Here is a 17787-nt window from a genome sequence, read left to right as displayed (position 1 = left end):
CGATTTGGTCGGCGCGATACCTGCATACCGTGCCTCACACCGCGTCGGACATAGCTTCACTAGCAAACAACGACGGTTCAGGCGATGTGACTGCGGCGTACGCCCGCCACCGCAAAGCGCCATTCAGCCTAACTCATCGGCGCGGCGGGGCACGTGCGCACATGCACGCCGCACGCAGCCGCAGCCGCAGCCGCAGCCGCAGCCGCAGTCTGAACCTCTAACTTCGCAGCGCATTTGGCACAGCTCGGCGAAGGCAAGCTGGCGCAAGCTTGGACGGGGCTGTCGCGGAGCTCCTCAGGTTTTCCAGCAAGACGACGGGGCCTTGAGGGGGATTGCAAACCAGGGGCCTCGAGCAAGACGCGGCATCGCTTCTATGGCGCATCCCTGTGGCGTTTGCCTGGGCCGATGAGCTCCTTGGCCTTCGTCCCTCCGGCCAGCGCGGCAAGCAAGTCAGCCCAGGCCTGTAGCGCGGACAGTCGTTCGAAGTAGTAGTCATGGCGATCGTAGATGCCTTCCACGCCCTTCAGCTTGTGGCTCAGGGCGCGTTCTGCGACGAACCAATCGATGCCAAGCCTCGCCAATTTTGTTCTCGACGGATCCGTTCTGCATGGGTCTCCCAGGCTGAATCAGGATGTGCCGCACGCTATGGGCTTGGGCCCAGGCAATGAAGGCCCGGCAGGTGAGCTCCGGCCCGTTGTCGGTCCTCACCGCCGCCGGGTATCTTTTGCGCTGGTACGGCAGGGAGGGAGCAGCTCACTCGCACGACTCGACTCAGTCGCGCTGGAATTCGGGCAAATTTCGCATCCTGCCCATTGCTGCCCACAGACGTTCGGCAGTAGCGAAGTTGGCAGAAAGATGAAGCTGCGAGATCACCGCGAAGTAGTCATTGCGCCGCAGCGCTCGCGGCAGCACGACTGAAGACTGGACTTCGGGGTCGGCGAGCGCCACCTCCAGTTCTTCCTGCAGACCCAGGACCAGATCGACGCGATTTCCTACCAGCTTGCGCAGCAACTGCTTGGGAGTGTGGGCGGTATCGTCTACCTGGACCGACAGATGGCGGAGGGCATTGGTCGCCAGAAGTTGTCCAGCGCGGGTACCGACGACCAGCGCTTTGCCGGCTGGTGCCCCGGTCAATTGTTTGCCATCCCAGTCCAGTTGGCTGTCCGAGCGTCGCACCCAAATCAGGTTGATGTGGGCGACGGCTTGGTCTGGGTCAGGGATGCCAGCCTTCATGGGAAAGCGCCATTCGGCCAGATTCTCAGGCGTAGGGCCGCCCAATGTCATGTCTGAGTCGCCTGAACTGAGGGACGCACGGCAGCGCTTGTTCGGACAGCGCTGCAACATGACGTTCATCCCGATTGAGCGGCCAGCCTCGACAAGCAGGCGCTCCGCGCGGCCGAGGTGCTTGGGGTCATTGAGTACATAGGGGGGGACAGGTTGATCGCCCACACAGACCCGCCAGACCCGTGGCACGTCGGCTTGAGAAAAAGCAGTCTGGCAGAGGGCCATGAGGCTGGCACATATAGCTGCGTCGCGAAGTGTGGTCACGGCGCGCGTTTGAGGGGTCGGTTCAGTCCTGGGCAAGGTCTCACTCCTCGGGAACGCATGCAAGTCGCTCAAGACTTTCGCCACCCGAGTTGTCGCTCAGTTTGACGGTGCGGTCCTGCCCACTTTGTTGGACAACAGGCGCAACGCGCGGCAGGGTCAGGCAAAAACACGCGCCTCCGCCCACGGCTGTTTGCAGTTCAACCCGACCCGCCAATATGGTCGTCGTCACGGTGTACACAATGTTGAGGCCGAGGCCGCTGCCGCCCTGACCCAGCTTGGTGGTGAAGAAGGGATCGAAGGCACGTTTGGCCACGTGCTCTTGCATGCCTATGCCGTCATCCTCAAAGCGGATTTCGACTTGGTCCAACCCTATGAGCGTTGCGCTCAGCTTCATGGTGCCGGCGGAGCGGCCCTCGAAGCCGTGCAGCAGGGAGTTGTTGATGAAGTTGATGATGATGCGCGACAGCGGACCGGGGTAGCTGTCCATTTCCAAGTCGTCAGGAATGTCGAGTACCAATTGATAGGGGAGCACCTTCAACCTTGGCCTCATCGCCGTCAGGACCTCTTGCGCCAGTGACATCAAGGCGAACTTGCGGCGTTGGTCCGAGGTCTGGTCCATGGCCAACTGCTTGAAGTTGTTGATCAGCTCCACGGTGCGCTGCAGATTCGCCACCAGCATCGTCAGGCCGTCGACGTTCAGATTGAGATAGTCCTTCAGAGCAGCACGCGTCAGATTGCCAGGAGATTCTTGTGCAAACGCCAGCGAGCGATCCTTCAGCGTACTGGCAACCAGAACCGCATTGCCGACGGGCGTTCCCAGCTCATGTGACACGCCCGCCACCAAGGCGCCCAGACTGGCCAGCTTTTCGCTTTGCACCAGATCGTCGCGGGCCCGCTCGAGATTCACCAGCGTCTCAAGAAGCTTGGTGTTGGCCTGGTTGAGCTCCTTGGTACGGTCCTGAACCCGCTGTTCTAGCGTTGCGTTCAACTCCCGGATGGCGTGCTCGCTTCGTGCGATATAGCGTGCAGCCAGGGCGACCAGCGAAGTTACCGCCAGGAAGAAGATGATTCCCAGTCCAAGTAGGCGGGCAAACGTGGCGCGTATCGACGCCAGGGCTTCATCGGAGTCTCGCAGCGCCACCATGCTGAGACCTTCCGACGCGCCAAGGTGCAGGTGGCGGAAGGCCATCAGCATCTCGCGACCATCGCCAATAGGGATCACCTTGAAACCTTCGGAGCCTGGGTCCACATGGTTTCCGACCTTCTCGAGCGCAGCAGCTCCGGATCCTGACGCTGGGCTGCCCAGCACCCTGCGATCCGGCCCTACAAACATCAGCGCTCCGCCATGGCCTTGGGTCCGCTCTGTTGCCCCTCCCTCGTCCGTGAGATGTGCCCGCAAGCTGATCCCGGCAACGACGACCGCCAGAACCTCCCCGTCCGGAAGCCCATCGGCATCGCGGCCTTGCACTTGATTGCTGACCACCAACACCGGCTCACCGGCCTGTTGGATCAGGTACACGAACTCGGTCAGACCGGGCTGCAGCGCATCCTTGTGGATGGCTTCGTGAGACTGAACGAGGGCTGAGCCTGTCAAGATGGCGGCGTCCGATGCGGCGAGCACCTTGCCTTGTCGATCCAGCACGTAGAGGTAGTCATACGCACCGGGATTGACCTCCTGGATCATGCCCAGTCGCCGCTGAAGCGCCGCACGATGTGCAGAGCGGCTGCGATCGTCGTGCTCATTTGCGGCGCCCGCGTGTCTCGAAAAGGCTTCGTCACGAACGACGAGCTGCAGTTCACGCCGACGCTCGACAAACCACTTCTCAAACGCATCCCGGGACTTGTCGACAAGGTTCTCAAGCGATGCCACGGCCCGGCGGTGTTCGGCCGACTGAATCCCGTCAATGTTCAGTGGCGGAATGCCATACATCCACAACACGACAAACGTGACCGCCGCGGCCAGCGAGATCACGCCGAAGTAGATGTGCAGGCGAAGGCGAATCTGCATATGTCGCTGCCCGTCAACGGGCATAGTCAAAGCGGAACAGGCTGAAGCGCTTGGGGTCGGCCTGCACCTGCGTCAGGCCCTGGTAGGCAAATGCTTCACGCAAGGGCTTGTCGTCGCGATCCGACGCGATCCGCCCGATATCCTTCAGGAAGGCGAATTCGCGCGACAGGGGCGGAGCACCATCGACCAGCGGCGGCGTCGCCGGCGCACCAGGCACATCGAGCAGATCCTTGCGAGCAATTTCCATGGCCCGCTCCGCCGTAATGGCTGACTTGGCGCCCGTGAAAGCTTGGCCGTCCTGCAGAACCCAGCTGGCTGCGTGTTCAAGATTGGACTTCGACCTGCGCATCCAATTGATGGCGCGGACATAGGCTGCGATCAGGGATTGCGCAACTGCGGGCGAACTCGTGGTCAGTGAGCGCCGCAGCACCACCCAGTCGGTGCTCATGCCCTTGAAGATGGCACGATTCCTGGGATTGCGCGCCAGCGCAATCGACGGCGTCGGCTCCCAAGCGGAGAATGCATCGACCGCACCGCTTTCCAGCGCGTCCGGCATCTGCGCGGGATCCAGCGCGACCAACTCCACGTCACGCTCGCTGAGTTTCGCCGAGCGAAGACCATGCATCAGCACCAGATGGGAAGACGAGCCGGGTGAGTAACCCAGCTTGTGGCCACGCAATTCTTCCAGCCGAGCGTAGTCGCGCGAGATGACCGAAGAAAAATTGCGCTTGCCCAGACCGCCGATGGCGATGGGCATCCTGACGGCCAGGTTCACCGTCGGCATGTCACCGACAAAGGCCATGTCGAAGGCACTTTCGCTGGCGACCTGAACAATGTCATTGCCTTTGCGGAAAGCAAACACCTGCAGCTTCAACTGCGCCTTGTCGAGTTCACCGCCGAGTATCCGGTCGCGCTGCATGACCGAGCTGATGAAGGCCAGCGGATAGGCCATCGGTTGGACAGCCAAGCGGATGACACCGGGTTGCGGGCGCAAGTCGTAGCGCTCGTAGTACTCCTCCGCTCCCGCGGTGGTCAGGGCAAAAGACAGCATCAAGAGCAGAAGCGCCTTCAGCACCTTGGTCCAATGCTGCGGTTCAGTGGTGTCATTCATGAGTGTTCCTCGGGAAAGACTGCTCAGCGATCTCTGTGAGGCGTGAAGTTAGCATCTTCATTTCGCGTCCGCCAGACCTTGGGCCCGCCGGGTACTGGCTGAAGCAGGCAGCCGCTGTAGGTGATGTCTGTGCATTCAGCCTCTTGATGTGTCGGACGCCAACGGCTAAGCCGGCCGGCCTCTTTTGTTGAAGTACATGGCACTGTCGGCCTTCCTGAGCAGCATGTCAGCATCATCTGCGTCGCCCTGGAACAGAACCGTACCTAGACTGGCGGAACCCTTGTGGTGGATGTCGCCAAGCACATAGTCCTGATTCAATGCGGCCTGGACCTTGGCCTCTATCCGGGCTGCCTGCTGCCGAGCCAGCGCCGGGTCAGCGGCCAGACCTTCAAACAGCGCCACAAATTCGTCGCCACCGAGCCGAGCCACGGTGTCGCTGTCCCGTACCAATTGGCGAAGGCGCTTGGCCACTTCCACCAGCAACAGGTCGCCCACGTCGTGGCCGTGTGTATCGTTGAGTTGCTTGAACTTGTTGAGGTCGATGAAGACCAGCGCACCGTGGCTGTTCTGTCGCTTGGTCATACGGACGGCATGTTCAAGGCGGTCCAGCAGGAGGCGCCGGTTGGGGATACGTGTCAGAGGATCCTGAAATGCCAGGTTGCGCAGGTCGCTTTCCAGGTTCTTGCGCTCGGTCAGGTCGACGAACTGCACCAGCACATGCCTTTTCCCATTCAGCATGGTCGGTAGTATGTGGCAATCCAGCCAGACTTCCTTGCCAAAGGTGGTGACAGTATTCAGCTCCAGTTGCTGGGGTTGACCGCTTTGCAATGCACGATGGCAGGTCGCCAGCAGTCCAGATGTTTTCCAGGAGGCGGTCGTCTCGAAGTTTTGCGCCAGCAAGGACTTGAGCGTCCCTCCGACCAGCGTGGCATAAGCCTCGTTGGCCCGCACGCATTGGCCGTCCTCGGCATACACCCCGATGGGCAAGGGAGAAGCTCGCACAATGGTCTCGCTGAAGTCCATGGCTTCCGACAAATGCACGGTGCGCTCTCGGACCCGCAAGTCCAGCACGTCGCGCTCGACAGCCAATTGCTGGCGGGACTTCTTGCTGGTGCGCAGGGCATGTATCAGCGCCGCGATCAAGACGGACTCCAGGAGCATTGCCACCAGCACCCCGATGATTTGCCAGTGGTACCTTTGGGCTTCGGTGGACCAGAATGGCGAGCGCCTGAACAGCGCAGGCAAGTACGAGCTGTACATACGCAAGGACCAGTTCCCCAAGGTCGAGGCCTTCTGGTCGTTCACGATGTATCAGGACTTCAACCTGGTAGTCAACGAGATCAACCGCTGGGCCAAGCGCGTGCTCTGGCTCGGCCTGGGCTTAGGGCGTCAGAATGTGCGGCCCTTCTTCGAACTTTTGGGCCCTACCGGGCGTGCATCCATGCAGGCCGTGGCCATGAACATAAATGAGGGCTACGCACAGGAGGTGAGCGCGCAATGCCCGGCCGCCAAGATCGTCTATGACCTTTTCCACGTCGTGGCCAAGTACGGCCGGCATGTGACTAACCGCGTTCGTGCCGACGAGGCCAACCAGCTTCACCATGACAACCCGGCCCGCGAGCTGGTCAAGACCTCTCGCGGGCTACGGGCTAGCAACCCCGAGAACATCACGCGGCCTGAAGACCAGGTCCAGCTACGAGAGCTGCTTGCCAACAACCGCGCCCTGTTCGTCGTCTAGGTGATGAAGGACGACCTCAAGGCGCTCTGGACCTACCGCCACAGCGGCCACGGCGAACGCTTCTGGAAGCAGTGGTACAGCCGTACCTTGCACAGCCACATTGCCCCACTCAAGACCTCTGCTCGCAACATCAAAGCTTACCTGCCGGGCATCCTGTCGCACTGCCGCTGGATTCTGGGCACCAAACTTGTCGAGGGCATCAACAACAAGATCACGGTCATCAAGCGCATGGCCTACGGCTACAGGGATGACGCCTTCTTCTTCCTCAAGATGCGAGCTGCCTTCCCCGGAGATCGGCTATAAACCGTGAATTTCCCTGATCGCCCCCCACTGCCAAGCGGTGGGGGGGGCTGCCGAGTAGATACCGCTAACCCCTTGGAAGTGCCCTTGTGTGATACCGTCAGCGCTTGGGCCCGAGCCTTGTCTGATACCGTCGTCGCCCGAAGGGGCGGCCGCAGTTTTCTCTCAATTTGGGCTTCACAGTGATGTCTTGCAAAGATGATCGTGCAATCCCTTTGCAGGCACCTCGATGGCGAGACCGAATCTTGGAACCAAGGCGCTCGGGCTTGACGGCACGCGCGACGGTACGCCGAGTCGTTCTCGACACCTGGACCCGCGCCAAGCCTAGGCGGGGCTGCGGACTTGACAATCGAGTGGGAATGATTCGACATGTCACAACGCCCCGACAAATTCACCGATCGACTGTTCTTTGCCTTGCGCCCCGACGCAGCAGCTCTGGCGAGCATCCAGGCCGCGTGTGAGCGCCTGCGGGCCGAGCAGGGCCTGCTGGGCCAGCCCCTGAAGGCCGAGGACCTACATATCACGCTGCATCACCTGGGCGATTTCGTGCGCTTTCCGACAGCGCTTGCTGACAAGGCCATGGCTGCCGCTGCGACCGTCGCGGCGCCAGCCTTCGAGATCACGCTGGACCAGGCGGCGAGCTTCAAGCGCCGCACCGTCAAGAACCAGCCCTGTGTGCTGCTGGCCGGCGGCGCAGGCCTGGCCGCGCTGAAGGCATTCCACGGCCAACTGTCCGCGGCGCTCAAGGCCGTGGACCTGTATCGCTACGCCAGCTTCACGCCGCACCTGACGCTGCTTCATGACGCCATTGCGGTCGAGCAGCAGCCTGTCGAGCCGATCCGCTGGGCGGCTGACGAATTCGTGCTGGTGAACACCCGGCTCGGTACTGCCGAGCATGAGGTGCTGGGCCGCTGGCCCCTGGCCCAGCAATGAGCAAGTGAGCCGGCCTACTTGAAGAACCAGTAGCCGACGACGATGGCGCCCACCAGGCCCACCATGTCGGCTATCAGGCCGCAGGTCAGCGCATAGCGGGTCTTCTTGATGTTGACGCTGCCGAAATAGACCGCCAGCACATAGAAGGTCGTCTCGGTCGAGCCCTGGATGATGGCGGCCAGCTTGCCCTGGAAGGAGTCGACGCCATAGGTCTTCATCACGTCGACCATCAGGCCGCGTGCGCCGCTGCCTGAAAGTGTCTTCATCAGGCCCACGGGCAGGGCGGGCACGAAGTCGGTCGGGAGGCCGACGGCACCCACGCACCAGGCGATGGCACCCACCACGTAGTCCATGCCGCCGGTTGTGCGGAACACCGAGATCGCCACCAGGATGGCCACCAGGTAGGGAATGATCTGGATCGCGACACCAAAGCCTTCCTTGGCACCTTCGACGAAGCTCTCATAGACGTTGATGCGCCGCCAGGCGCCCACGGCAATGAAGGCGACGATGATGCTCATGATCACCAGGCTGCCCAGCAGCCCGATGTAGCGCGACATCTGCTCTGCGGGATAGTTGTGCAGCCAGCCCCACAGCGCAGCCATCAGCGCGCTGAAGCCGCCGAAGAAGGCCAGCATTGGCGCGCTGGTGAGCTTGATCTTCTGCACCCAGGCCACCGCTACCAGGCCGGCCACGAAGCTGATGAAGGTGCCGATCAACGTGGGCAGGAAGATGTCGGCCGCATTGAAGCCCACGATGTGCTGGTCGATGGCGATGGTCTGGCGGATCGCGATCACCGAGGTCGGGATCAAGGTGATGCCCGCGGTGTTCAGCACCAGGAACATGATCATCGCGTTGCTTGCCGTGTCCTTCTGCGGGTTGATCTCCTGCAGTTCCTTCATGGCCTTGAGGCCCAGCGGCGTGGCCGCGTTGTCCAGGCCAAGCATGTTGGCGGAAAAATTCATCACCATCGAGCCGCCCGCCGGGTGGCCCTTGGGCACCTCGGGGAAGATGCGCGAGAAGAACGGGCTGATGGCGCGCGCGAACAGCTGGATCACGCCGGCGTTCTCGCCGATCTTCATGATGCCCAGCCACAGGCTCATCACGCCCACCAGGCCCAGCGAGATGTCGAAGCCCGTCTTGGCGGTGTCGAAGATGCCGCTGAGCACCTGGCTGAAGATCATCAGATCGCCCTGCATCAGGCGTATCAGCGCCACGCCGAAGCCGGCCAGAAAGAAGGCGATCCAGATGTAGTTGAGCACCATGGCGGTTCCGAGTGGAGGGGAGCGGCGAAGCCGCGATTATTCAGGCTGGCGGCAAGGCTGGGTGGCGCTGCCCCATCGCCAACAGATGTCTGGCCATCACCACAGCTCATGCGCTAGGCTCGGCCGATGTCCGCCCCACCTGCAGCAGCAAAGCCGGCCAGGCCCACTGACCGTCTGTTCTTCGCCCTGCGGCCGGATGCAGCCACGGTCGCGGCCGTCAGCCGGCGACTTGATGGCCTGCGCAAGGAGCTGGGGCTCAAGGGGCGACCGCTCCTGGCCGAGCATCTTCACATCAGCTTGCATCACGTCGGTGACTTCGAGAGCTTCCCGGCGGACCTGGTCCATCGCCTGCTGGAAGCTGCGCAGGCTGTGCATGCGCCGGCGGTGCCGATCTGCCTGGATGCGCTGCTCAGCTTCGGCCGCACCAACCGCAGGAACAACCCACTGGCCCTGCTGGCGGGCGAGCCCCTGGAGCCGCTGCGTGCATTTCACCGCAGCCTGGGCGTGCACCTGCAGTCGGCTGGCATCACCGGATTGCAAGGCCGGTTCACGCCCCACCTGACCCTGCTCTACGATGATGCGCTGATTGAGCTGCGGGCAATCGAGCCTTTGCGCTGGACGGCCACCGAGTTCATGCTGATCGACCGGCTGATCGGCCAGACCCGGCAGGTGGTGCTGGGCCGCTGGCCCCTGCATGCCTGAATCCAATCACTGCCATTCAAAGGACCAAGAACCATGCGCGCAGCTTTCAGCATTCTGGGCCTGGTCATCGCGTTTGCGGTGGCCATGTTTGTGATGAAGAACCAGGCCAAACAGTTGCTGCCGCCCGTGCCTCAGCCGGTGGCGGGCACATCTCAAGCCGCCTCATCCGCCGCGCAGTTGCCGCTGCCGGCCGCGGTGGGTGCGCAGGTGCAAGGCGCCATCGACCAGGCCGCGGCACGCGCATCCGAAGCGCAGCCCTGAGGCATCAGGATCTGCCCGGCGCCGCGGTTTCGGCGCGACTGGCGCATCTGCCATGGCAAGCTTGCCAAACAGATCCTGCCGGGCCAAGGCGACCGGTTCTTCCTCTTCCATCATCGGGGCGCAGCGTAGCCGGCTTGCTACACTGACCGCGCCTCTGCCATGACCGACGACCTGCTCCTTCCCGCCGACGAATACGCGATGCGCCTGGCGCTCGATCAGGCCCACAACGCGCTGCTGGTCGGCGAGGTGCCGGTCGGTGCCGTGCTGATGCGCAACGGCCAGGTCATCGCCACTGGCTACAACCGACCGATCACGACGCACGACCCCACGGCGCATGCCGAAATCGTCGCCTTGCGACATGCGGCCACGCTGCTGGGCAATTACCGCCTGCCGGAATGCGAGCTCTACGTGACGCTCGAGCCCTGCGCCATGTGTGCGATGGCCATGATGCATGCCCGTTTGAAGCGGGTCGTGTTTGCGGCGCCCGACCCCAAGACCGGCGTGGCCGGTTCGGTGCTGGACCTGTTTGCCCAGGCCCAGCTAAACCATCACACGGCCGTGCAAGGCGGGGTGCTGGCTGAACCGGCGGCGCGCCTCTTGCGTGAGTTCTTCGCCGAGCGACGTGAGCAGGCTCGCCAGCGTCGCGACCTGGCGCGTGCCGCCGCCACCCAAGATCAAGAGCGCATTCCCACCGGGGATGCCATTCACCTGGACGACATCAAGCCATGACCTCTTTGACCCTGTACACGCCGGCCGGCGTGCTGGCCCAGGCCCAGCCCCTCAAGCGGGCGGCCAAGCGCCTGGCCCAGCTCGGCTTCGAGGTCGCCATCGATGAAAGCGCGCTGGCCAAGCATCAGCGCTTTGGCGGCGACGACGAGACCCGCCTGGCCGCCTTGCACCGCATTGCCAAGGCCAGCCCCAGCGTTGCGCTGGCCTCGCGCGGTGGCTATGGCCTGACCCGGCTGCTGGACCAGATCAACTGGAAGCAGCTCATCAAGAGCACCGAGCGTGGCACGCGCTGGGTCGGGCAGAGCGACCTGACCTCCTTGCAGCTGGGCATGCTGGCACACGCCAAGGACGGCCAGCGGCCGGTCAGCTGGGCCGGCCCCCTGGCCTGCGACGACTTCGGCCGCAGCGAGGAAGAGGGTGGGATGGACGAGATCACCCAGGACTGCTTCACGGAGGCCATGAGTGGCGCGCTGGAGGCCGTGGGCTTCCGCACCGAGGCTGGCTTCGAGGAGCTCGGCGTGCGCGGCACGCTCTGGGGTGGCAATCTCTGCGTGCTGAACTCGCTGCTGGGTACGCCGCATTTCCCCAAGATCAAGGGCGGCATCCTGTTCCTGGAAGACATCAACGAGCATCCCTATCGCGTCGAGCGCAGCCTTCTGCAATTGCAGCAGGCCGGTGTGCTGGATGCGCAGAAGGCCGTCGTGCTGGGTGACTTCAGCGGCTGGCGCAAGTCACCGCTGGACCGTGGCTACTCGCTGAAAGCTGCCATCGAGGCAGTGCGCGCCGCGACCCGCACGCCGGTCCTGACCGGTCTGCCGTTTGGCCATGTGCGAACCAAGGTATGCCTGCCCGTCGGAGCGAAGGCCGAGCTGTATGTGCAGGGGCGCGAGGTCCTGATCGGCTGGGCCAGCGAGCATGGGCATGACAACAATCATCATCATGATCATCACGATGCGCCTGGGCACTCGCATGGCCACTGATTGGGCGCAGGGCGCGCAGACAGTTGCAATCTAGGTAAAAACCCTTGCGCTCCTGAACCCGAGGGGTATTTGGATACCAATAAAATACCAGCAGTCGATGGCTGGGCGTGGCGTGTCTGATCATCAACCGGGAAGCCGCTTGACAAGGGCTCTTTGCAAGGAGGCTGGGGAATTCCCCAGGACCAAGCTAGGGGGCTGCTCGTTTATGATGGGAGGCGTTCGAGGGAAGCTGACGAGTAGTTCTGCTACATCGTTCATTGCCGACCCACGGAAGTCGCCCGCAGGTCTTTGGCCGGCGGGCATTTTTGTTGAGTGATGGCTTTCCATCTGACCCAGTGTTTTGAGACTTGATCTTCGTTCAGCCGGCGGCTGCGCAGTGCCCCTCTTGTCGTCGGGGCGCAGTGGTGCGAAAGTGCCAATCCCGCGCAGTCTTGCTGGTGACTTGCATGGCCAGCGGTTTGCAGTAATTTCGGCCCGGCTTCTCGAAGCTGGGGACATTGACAGAACTTTCAACGCGGGCGCTGTGCAGGGTCAACAACCCCCACATCAAATGATGGAAAAGATTGGCAGTCTTATGAAGGAGCGCGCATGAACTTTGCGCAGGAACAGAAGGGTACGTCGCGCGCTACAGGCTTCGGTATCGTGGTGTTGATCCACATCCTGATCATCTGGGCGCTGGCCAGTGGTTTGGCTCGCAAGATCGTCAAGGCCGTGGCCGAGCCGATCGAGACCAAGGTGATCGAAGAGAAGGTCAAGCCGCCGGAAGAGATCAAGAAGGTCGAACCGCCGCCGCCGAAGCTGGACACCCCGCCGCCGCCGTTCGTGCCGCCGCCTGAAGTGGTGATCACCGCCCCGGCGCCGCCGGCCGTGATCAATACGCCGACAACGTCGACACCCCCGCCCGCGGCGCCCATCGCGGCCACGCCGCCGGCCCGCCCGGCTCCGGCTCCGGCTCCGGTGGCCCGTACGGGCCCGGTCACGGCAGCCATGGTCTGCACCAAGATGGGCAAGCCCGAAGCTCCCAGCATGAACTGGAGCGGCGAGGCCCTGATCAAGGCAACTGCCACGGTTCGCTCCGGTCGCGTTGTCTCGGTCGAGTACGCCAGCCTGCGTGGTGGCGTGGAACGCAAGGCGCTGCGCGCCATGCAGCAAGCGATCGACGCGACGCTCAAAGAAGCTTACGAATGCCCGGGCGACCATGTGTTCGAACAGGAATTCCAGTTCCGCATCGAATAAGGCTCGCACCAACAAGCACGCATGGGGTGGCTTGAAAGCAAGCCCCCTCATTCTCAAAAACCGATATCTGATCGATATCCGATTTCTTCCTAGGAGTTGACTCCATGATCTCTCGTATCTCCGGCTTCCTGGCCGCCGTTGCAATGGCCGCGACCCTGGCGCTGTCCTCGCAAGCCTCCTTCGCGCAAGCTGCTGATGCAGCATCTGCCGCCCCGACCACCGAAGCTGCTGCCCCGGCACCTGCTGCCGCTGCTGCTCCGAAGAGCGAAGAGAATCCCTACGGCCTGGGCCACATGCTGTCGCACGGCGACGCCGTGTCCAAGGGCGTGCTGTTCCTGCTGGCCATCATGTCGATGGGTAGCTGGTACATCCTGATCACCAAGCTGTGGGACACGCAAAAGCTGTCCAACGAAGCCAAGGAAGTGCGTGCCACGTTCTTCAAGAAGGCCAGTCTGGCTGATGGCGTCAAGGGTCTGAAGGACACTGGCGCTTTCCGCTTCATCGCTTCGTCGGCCATCGAGGCTTCGGAGCACCATGAAGGCGCCCTGACCGAGAACATCGACCACAGCAGCTGGGTGACGATGAACGTCGAGCGCGCCGTTGGTGAAGTCAACAGCCGCGTCGGTTCGGGCCTGGGCTTCCTGGCTACCGTTGGTTCGACCTCGCCGTTCATCGGCCTGTTCGGCACGGTGTGGGGCATTCTGCAAGCACTGACCGCCATCGGCGTTGCCGGCCAGGCTTCGATCGACAAGGTGGCAGGCCCGGTGGGTGAAGCGCTGATCATGACCGCCATCGGTCTGGGCGTCGCTGTGCCGGCCGTGCTGGGCTACAACTGGCTGGTCAACCGCAACAAGGCCGTCATGGCCGAAGTGCGTGCCTTCGCTGCCGACCTGCACGGCGTGCTGATGGGCAACCGCGCCAAGCGTTAATCCCCGCTTCCCGGAGAACCCATCATGGGAATGAACGTCGGATCTTCTTCCGGCGATGATGAGGTGGTTTCGACCATCAACACCACGCCCCTCGTGGACGTGATGTTGGTGCTCTTGATCATCTTCCTCATCACCATCCCGGTGGTGACGCAATCGGTGAACCTGTCTCTGCCCAAAGAGACAAACATCGTCCGCGTCACCAAACCGGAAAACATCGAAATCGCGGTGACCAAGGACGGCGACGTCTACTGGAACACTGCGCTGGTGCCCGACATGGAAGCACTGGTCACCCGCCTGAAGGAAAAGTCGGTGCTGAACCCTCAGCCCGAAGTCCACATCCGCGGTGACGACCGGTCGCGCTACGAGTCGGTTGGCAAGGTCATCTATGCCTGCCAGCGCGCTGGCATCATGAAGATCAGCTTCGTCACCGAGCCTCCGGCTCGCAACTGAAGCTAGGAGCCAAGCATGGGAATGAATGTAGGTAGCTCTTCGGGCAGCGACGAACCCGAAGTCATGATGGACGTCAACACGACGCCCCTCATCGACGTGATGCTGGTGCTGCTGGTGATGTTGATCATCACCATCCCGATCCAGTTGCACTCGGTCAACCTGGACATGCCGCCGCCGAGCAACCAGACGCCCCCGAAGGAGCCGACGGTTGTTGAGTTGTTCATCGACTTCGACGGCGTTGTCAGCTGGAACGGCGTCCCGGTGGCCAGCATGGCTGAACTGGACAGTCGCCTCGGCGAGCAAGCCCAGATCCCGGTCGCGGACCAGGCTGAAATCCACATCAAGCCGAACAAGCTGGTGGAGTATGGTGTGGTTGCCGCGGTCATGGCCTCGGTGCAGCGCCACGGTTTGACCAAGATGGGCATGGTTGGCAACGAACAGTTCGCCAAGTGATTGCTGTCAAGCTTTGATGAACGCGCTGCCCGCAAGGGCCGCGCGTTTTTTCTTGGCTCTTTGCGCTTTAATTCGTGATCGCCAGGGAGGCTGTGTTGCTCCGGAAGCCTGAAGTTATCAACCAGCGCGCAAAGTGCCTGATCTTTCGCAGGAGATATTCGAGATGAAACTCAAGACTCTGGCCGCGGCCGCCGTCGGCGCCGCCGCCTTCGTGATCGGTGGCACGCCTGAAGGCGGCGTCGGTTTCCCGCAAGCCCAGGCCCAGGCCGAAGGCGTGCGCCCTGAGGTGGGCAAGCATCTGAAGGATGCCCAGACGCTGATCAAGGCAAGCAAGTACAAGGAAGCGCTGGCCAAGGTCCGCGATGCCGAAGGCGTCTCGGGCCGCAACGCGACCGAGAACTCCACCATCGAATACATGCGCATGGCCGCCGCTTCGGGCGCGGGCGATGCCGATCAGGTCGTCAAGGGCTTCGAAGCCCTGAAGGCAGCCGGCAAGATCGACAACGCCAGCCAGATCCGCACGATGGAAACCATTGCCGGCACCTATCTGCGCGCGGGAAATTCGGCCAAGGCGCTCGAGTGGGCCAACAAGTATTTCGCAGCAGGCGGCAACAGCCCGGGCATGAAGCAGGTGCAGCTCAACGCCCAGGTGAAGTCGGGCGACATGGCCACCGTGCTGAAGGACGCCATGGCAGACCTGCGCGCCGACGAGGCTGCGGGCCGTGTGCCGTCCAAGGACAAGCTGGACCTGGCGCACTTCGCTGCACTGAAGCAGAAGGACAACAACGCCGTCGCCCTGATCGAGGAAAAGAAGCTCAACTTCTATCCCACGAAGGACATGTGGACCCAGGTGCTGGCAGGCCTGACCCAGAAGAAGTACTTCTCGGACAAGTACACGCTGGACGTCTACCGCCTGAAGCTTGTCACCGGCAATATCGTCAAGTCCGATGACTACATGGAGATGGCTCAGCTGGCCGCGCAGGCTGGCTATCCCGACGAAGGCAAGAAGATCGTTGAAAAGGGCATTGCAGCCGGCGTCCTGGGTCAGGGTACCGAAGGTGCCCGCCACAAGCGCCTGGCTGACCTGCTGACCAAGAAGATCGCCGAAGCCAAGGCCGCTGCGCCCGAGGCCGAAAAGGTGGCGTCCGAATCCAAGGACGGCACGCCGATGGTCTCGCTGGGCCTGGCAATCGCGTTCCGCGGCGATACGCTCAAGGGTACGCAGATGATCAAGGCGGCCATCGACAAGGGCGTCAAGAGCAACGAAGACGCCAATCTGTACCTGGGCCTGGCCTACCTCAACGGCGGTGACGTCTCCAAGGCGCAAGCAGCCTGGAAGGCAGCATCGCGTGGTGGCGCCAACAATGCCGCTGCCGAGCTGGCGCGCCTGTGGATCGTCCAGTCCCGCAGCGCCAAGTAATGAAGCACGGGCGCCATGCGCCAAGAGCAAACGGGCCCCGAGGGGCCCGTTTTTTATTGCCGCGTCATGGGCGCCGCCAGCATCACTTCGGTGCCAGGCGGATCGCGCCGTCCAGGCGGATCACTTCGCCGTTGAGCATCTCGTTGGTGATGATCTGGTGCACCAGCTTGGCATAGTCGTTCGGCGTGCCCAGGCGCGAAGGGAAGGGCACATTGGCAGCCAGCGCGTCCTGCACTTCCTGCGGCATGCCGAACAGCATCGGCGTGCCAAAGATGCCGGGCGCGATGGTCATGTTGCGGATGCCGTTGCGGGCCAGGTCTCGAGCGATAGGCAAGGTCATGCCCACCACGCCGCCCTTGGAGGCTGCATAGGCTGCCTGGCCGATCTGGCCATCGTAGGCGGCCACCGAGGCCGTCGAGATCAGCACGCCACGCTCGCCGGTGCTTTCCGGCTCGTTCTTGCTCATCGCTTCGGCCGCCAGGCGGATCATGTTGAAGCTGCCGATCAGGTTGACCGTGATCGTCTTCGAGAAGCTGGCCAACGGATGGGCGCCATCCTTGCCTACGGTCTTGGTGGCGGGTGCGATGCCGGCGCAGTTCACCAGGCCCATCAGCTTGCCCATCGAAACAGCCTTGGCCACGACGGCCTGGCCATCGGCTTCCTGGCTCACGTCGCAGCGCACAAAGGCGCCGCCCAGCTCGGCGGCGATTGCTTCGCCGCGCTCGGCTTGCAGGTCTGCGATCACGACCTTGGCGCCTTCGCGCGCCAGCATGCGGGCCGTGCCTTCGCCGAGGCCCGAAGCGCCGCCGGTGACGATGAATACCTTGCCTGCGATGTCCATGATTTCTTCCTTACGTTGACGTAAACGTCAATTGTCGAACAAATGAAAGGCCGCTGGAAGCGGCCTTGGCAAATTGGCGTGGGCTGGTATCAGCCGAGTGCAGCCAGCGCGCGTGCAGTGATCTCGTCGACCGTGCCAATGCCTTCGATGCGGCGGTACTTCGGCGCCTGTGCATCACCTGCAGCGGCCCAGCCGGAGTAGTAGTCCACCAGCGGTCGGGTCTGGGCCGAATAGACCTCCAGGCGCTTCTGGACGGTTTCTTCCTTGTCGTCGTCGCGCTGCACCAGGTCTTCACCGGTCACGTCGTCCTTGCCTTCCACCTTGGGCGGGTTGAACTTGACGTGATAGGTGCGGCCCGAGGCCGGATGTGAGCGGCGGCCGCTCATGCGCTCGATGATGGCCGAGAAGGGCACGTCGATCTCGAGCACATAGTCCAGCTTCACACCAGCGGCCTTCATGGCGTCGGCTTGCGGGATCGTGCGCGGGAAGCCGTCGAACAGGAAGCCACTGGCGCAGTCGGGCTGGGCAATACGTTCCTTGACCAGGCCGATGATGATGTCATCGCCAACCAGGCCGCCCGAGTCCATCACCTTCTTGGCCGCGAGGCCCATTTCAGTGCCGGCCTTGACCGCGGCACGCAGCATGTCGCCGGTGGAGATTTGCGGGATGCCGAACTTTTGGCAGATGAAGGCTGCCTGGGTGCCTTTGCCGGCGCCGGGGGCGCCCAGAAGAATCAGTCGCACGGGGTCTCCTAATACTCAAGACAGGGCGCAATATGGGTACGGCCGCCCTGCAAAACTGCGGGCGAGGATAGCATGCACTGCCCTGCACCAAACTGACGCGCGCCCCGATTGACGCTGGGCTGAAACTGCACTCCCGCTGCGCT

At 62.7% G+C, this 17787-nt stretch carries 17 protein-coding genes and 2 pseudogenes; 11 read left to right on the top strand and 8 right to left on the bottom strand.

Features of this window, described 5'->3' with window-relative positions; all coding sequences use genetic code 11:
* Window positions 1-573 precede the first annotated feature (573 nt).
* The 5 genes and pseudogenes from V3596_RS01535 to V3596_RS01515 form a co-directional block, all read right to left on the bottom strand.
* Window positions 574-720 (bottom strand): annotated as a pseudogene (locus V3596_RS01535) (IS3 family transposase); the annotation flags it as partial.
* 51 nt (window positions 721-771) lie between these two features.
* Window positions 772-1548, bottom strand: a complete 777-nt coding sequence (locus V3596_RS01530) for a hypothetical protein (RefSeq protein ID WP_334275824.1) — start codon at window positions 1546-1548, stop codon at window positions 772-774.
* Window positions 1549-1588: 40 nt separating this feature from the next.
* Window positions 1589-3556, bottom strand: a complete 1968-nt coding sequence (locus V3596_RS01525) for a sensor histidine kinase (RefSeq protein WP_334275823.1) — start codon at window positions 3554-3556, stop codon at window positions 1589-1591.
* 13 nt (window positions 3557-3569) lie between these two features.
* Window positions 3570-4631 (bottom strand): ABC transporter substrate-binding protein, encoded by a 1062-nt coding sequence (locus V3596_RS01520; RefSeq protein ID WP_334275822.1) that lies wholly within the window; start codon window positions 4629-4631, stop codon window positions 3570-3572.
* A gap of 201 nt (window positions 4632-4832) precedes the next feature.
* Window positions 4833-5810: a diguanylate cyclase domain-containing protein gene (locus tag V3596_RS01515; protein ID WP_334275821.1), complete on the bottom strand. Its 978-nt coding sequence runs from the start codon at window positions 5808-5810 to the stop codon at window positions 4833-4835.
* Between the two features lie 34 nt (window positions 5811-5844).
* Here V3596_RS01515 and V3596_RS01510 point away from each other — a divergent pair.
* Window positions 5845-6708, top strand: a pseudogene (locus V3596_RS01510) (ISL3 family transposase).
* A gap of 366 nt (window positions 6709-7074) precedes the next feature.
* Window positions 7075-7638, top strand: a complete 564-nt coding sequence (locus tag V3596_RS01505) for a 2'-5' RNA ligase family protein (protein WP_334275820.1) — start codon at window positions 7075-7077, stop codon at window positions 7636-7638.
* A gap of 14 nt (window positions 7639-7652) precedes the next feature.
* Here the strand turns inward: V3596_RS01505 and V3596_RS01500 are convergent, their stop codons facing one another.
* On the bottom strand, window positions 7653-8900 hold the full coding sequence (locus V3596_RS01500) for a nucleoside recognition domain-containing protein (protein ID WP_334275819.1): 1248 nt from the start codon (window positions 8898-8900) through the stop codon (window positions 7653-7655).
* A 126-nt stretch (window positions 8901-9026) separates the two neighbouring features.
* On the opposite strand from V3596_RS01500, the gene V3596_RS01495 reads away from it, so the two are divergent.
* The 9 genes from V3596_RS01495 to V3596_RS01455 all read left to right on the top strand — a co-directional run bounded on the left by V3596_RS01495 (window position 9027) and on the right by V3596_RS01455 (window position 16060).
* A complete protein-coding gene (locus V3596_RS01495) occupies window positions 9027-9602 on the top strand; it encodes a 2'-5' RNA ligase family protein (RefSeq protein WP_334275818.1) in 576 nt (191 codons plus the stop codon).
* A 33-nt stretch (window positions 9603-9635) separates the two neighbouring features.
* The gene (locus tag V3596_RS01490; RefSeq protein WP_334275817.1) at window positions 9636-9863 is read left to right on the top strand and encodes a hypothetical protein; all 228 of its coding nucleotides are present in this window, start codon (window positions 9636-9638) and stop codon (window positions 9861-9863) included.
* 159 nt (window positions 9864-10022) lie between these two features.
* Window positions 10023-10592, top strand: coding sequence for a tRNA adenosine(34) deaminase TadA (gene tadA, locus V3596_RS01485; RefSeq protein ID WP_334275816.1), 570 nt, complete (start codon window positions 10023-10025; stop codon window positions 10590-10592).
* A complete protein-coding gene (locus V3596_RS01480) occupies window positions 10589-11572 on the top strand; it encodes an LD-carboxypeptidase (protein ID WP_334275815.1) in 984 nt (327 codons plus the stop codon). Before tadA ends, V3596_RS01480 begins: the two co-directional genes overlap by 4 nt.
* Before the next feature lie 588 nt (window positions 11573-12160).
* Window positions 12161-12808, top strand: a complete 648-nt coding sequence (locus tag V3596_RS01475) for an ABC transporter substrate-binding protein (protein ID WP_334275814.1) — start codon at window positions 12161-12163, stop codon at window positions 12806-12808.
* Between the two features lie 104 nt (window positions 12809-12912).
* Window positions 12913-13737, top strand: a complete 825-nt coding sequence (locus tag V3596_RS01470; RefSeq protein ID WP_334275813.1) for a MotA/TolQ/ExbB proton channel family protein — start codon at window positions 12913-12915, stop codon at window positions 13735-13737.
* A gap of 24 nt (window positions 13738-13761) precedes the next feature.
* Window positions 13762-14187: an ExbD/TolR family protein gene (locus tag V3596_RS01465; RefSeq protein ID WP_289253251.1), complete on the top strand. Its 426-nt coding sequence runs from the start codon at window positions 13762-13764 to the stop codon at window positions 14185-14187.
* 15 nt (window positions 14188-14202) lie between these two features.
* Entirely contained in the window at window positions 14203-14640 is a 438-nt protein-coding gene (locus V3596_RS01460) for an ExbD/TolR family protein (protein ID WP_334275812.1), read from the top strand.
* Window positions 14641-14803: 163 nt separating this feature from the next.
* Entirely contained in the window at window positions 14804-16060 is a 1257-nt protein-coding gene (locus V3596_RS01455; protein WP_334275811.1) for a hypothetical protein, read from the top strand.
* Window positions 16061-16142: 82 nt separating this feature from the next.
* Here the strand turns inward: V3596_RS01455 and V3596_RS01450 are convergent, their stop codons facing one another.
* Both V3596_RS01450 and adk read right to left on the bottom strand, forming a co-directional pair.
* The gene (locus tag V3596_RS01450) at window positions 16143-16901 is read right to left on the bottom strand and encodes a 3-hydroxyacyl-CoA dehydrogenase (protein WP_334275810.1); all 759 of its coding nucleotides are present in this window, start codon (window positions 16899-16901) and stop codon (window positions 16143-16145) included.
* Between the two features lie 89 nt (window positions 16902-16990).
* Window positions 16991-17644, bottom strand: a complete 654-nt coding sequence (gene adk, locus V3596_RS01445) for an adenylate kinase (protein ID WP_334275809.1) — start codon at window positions 17642-17644, stop codon at window positions 16991-16993.
* Between the last annotated feature and the right edge of the window lie 143 nt (window positions 17645-17787).

Source organism: Roseateles microcysteis, from assembly GCF_036880965.1.
In the GTDB taxonomy this organism is placed as follows: domain Bacteria; phylum Pseudomonadota; class Gammaproteobacteria; order Burkholderiales; family Burkholderiaceae_C; genus JAUASW01.
This window is presented reverse-complemented; position numbering and strand designations above follow the sequence as displayed.

Bases quoted from the DNA above. Each gene is read 5' to 3' on its own strand.
- V3596_RS01525 (WP_334275823.1), bottom strand. From the start codon at position 3,556: ATGCAGATTCGCCTTCGCCTGCACATCTACTTCGGCGTGATCTCGCTG.
- V3596_RS01505 (WP_334275820.1), top strand. From the start codon at position 7,075: ATGTCACAACGCCCCGACAAATTCACCGATCGACTGTTCTTTGCCTTG.
- V3596_RS01500 (WP_334275819.1), bottom strand. From the start codon at position 8,900: ATGGTGCTCAACTACATCTGGATCGCCTTCTTTCTGGCCGGCTTCGGC.
- V3596_RS01495 (WP_334275818.1), top strand. From the start codon at position 9,027: ATGTCCGCCCCACCTGCAGCAGCAAAGCCGGCCAGGCCCACTGACCGT.
- V3596_RS01490 (WP_334275817.1), top strand. From the start codon at position 9,636: ATGCGCGCAGCTTTCAGCATTCTGGGCCTGGTCATCGCGTTTGCGGTG.
- tadA (WP_334275816.1), top strand. From the start codon at position 10,023: ATGACCGACGACCTGCTCCTTCCCGCCGACGAATACGCGATGCGCCTG.
- V3596_RS01480 (WP_334275815.1), top strand. From the start codon at position 10,589: ATGACCTCTTTGACCCTGTACACGCCGGCCGGCGTGCTGGCCCAGGCC.
- V3596_RS01475 (WP_334275814.1), top strand. From the start codon at position 12,161: ATGAACTTTGCGCAGGAACAGAAGGGTACGTCGCGCGCTACAGGCTTC.
- V3596_RS01470 (WP_334275813.1), top strand. From the start codon at position 12,913: ATGATCTCTCGTATCTCCGGCTTCCTGGCCGCCGTTGCAATGGCCGCG.
- V3596_RS01465 (WP_289253251.1), top strand. From the start codon at position 13,762: ATGGGAATGAACGTCGGATCTTCTTCCGGCGATGATGAGGTGGTTTCG.
- V3596_RS01460 (WP_334275812.1), top strand. From the start codon at position 14,203: ATGGGAATGAATGTAGGTAGCTCTTCGGGCAGCGACGAACCCGAAGTC.
- V3596_RS01455 (WP_334275811.1), top strand. From the start codon at position 14,804: ATGAAACTCAAGACTCTGGCCGCGGCCGCCGTCGGCGCCGCCGCCTTC.
- V3596_RS01450 (WP_334275810.1), bottom strand. From the start codon at position 16,901: ATGGACATCGCAGGCAAGGTATTCATCGTCACCGGCGGCGCTTCGGGC.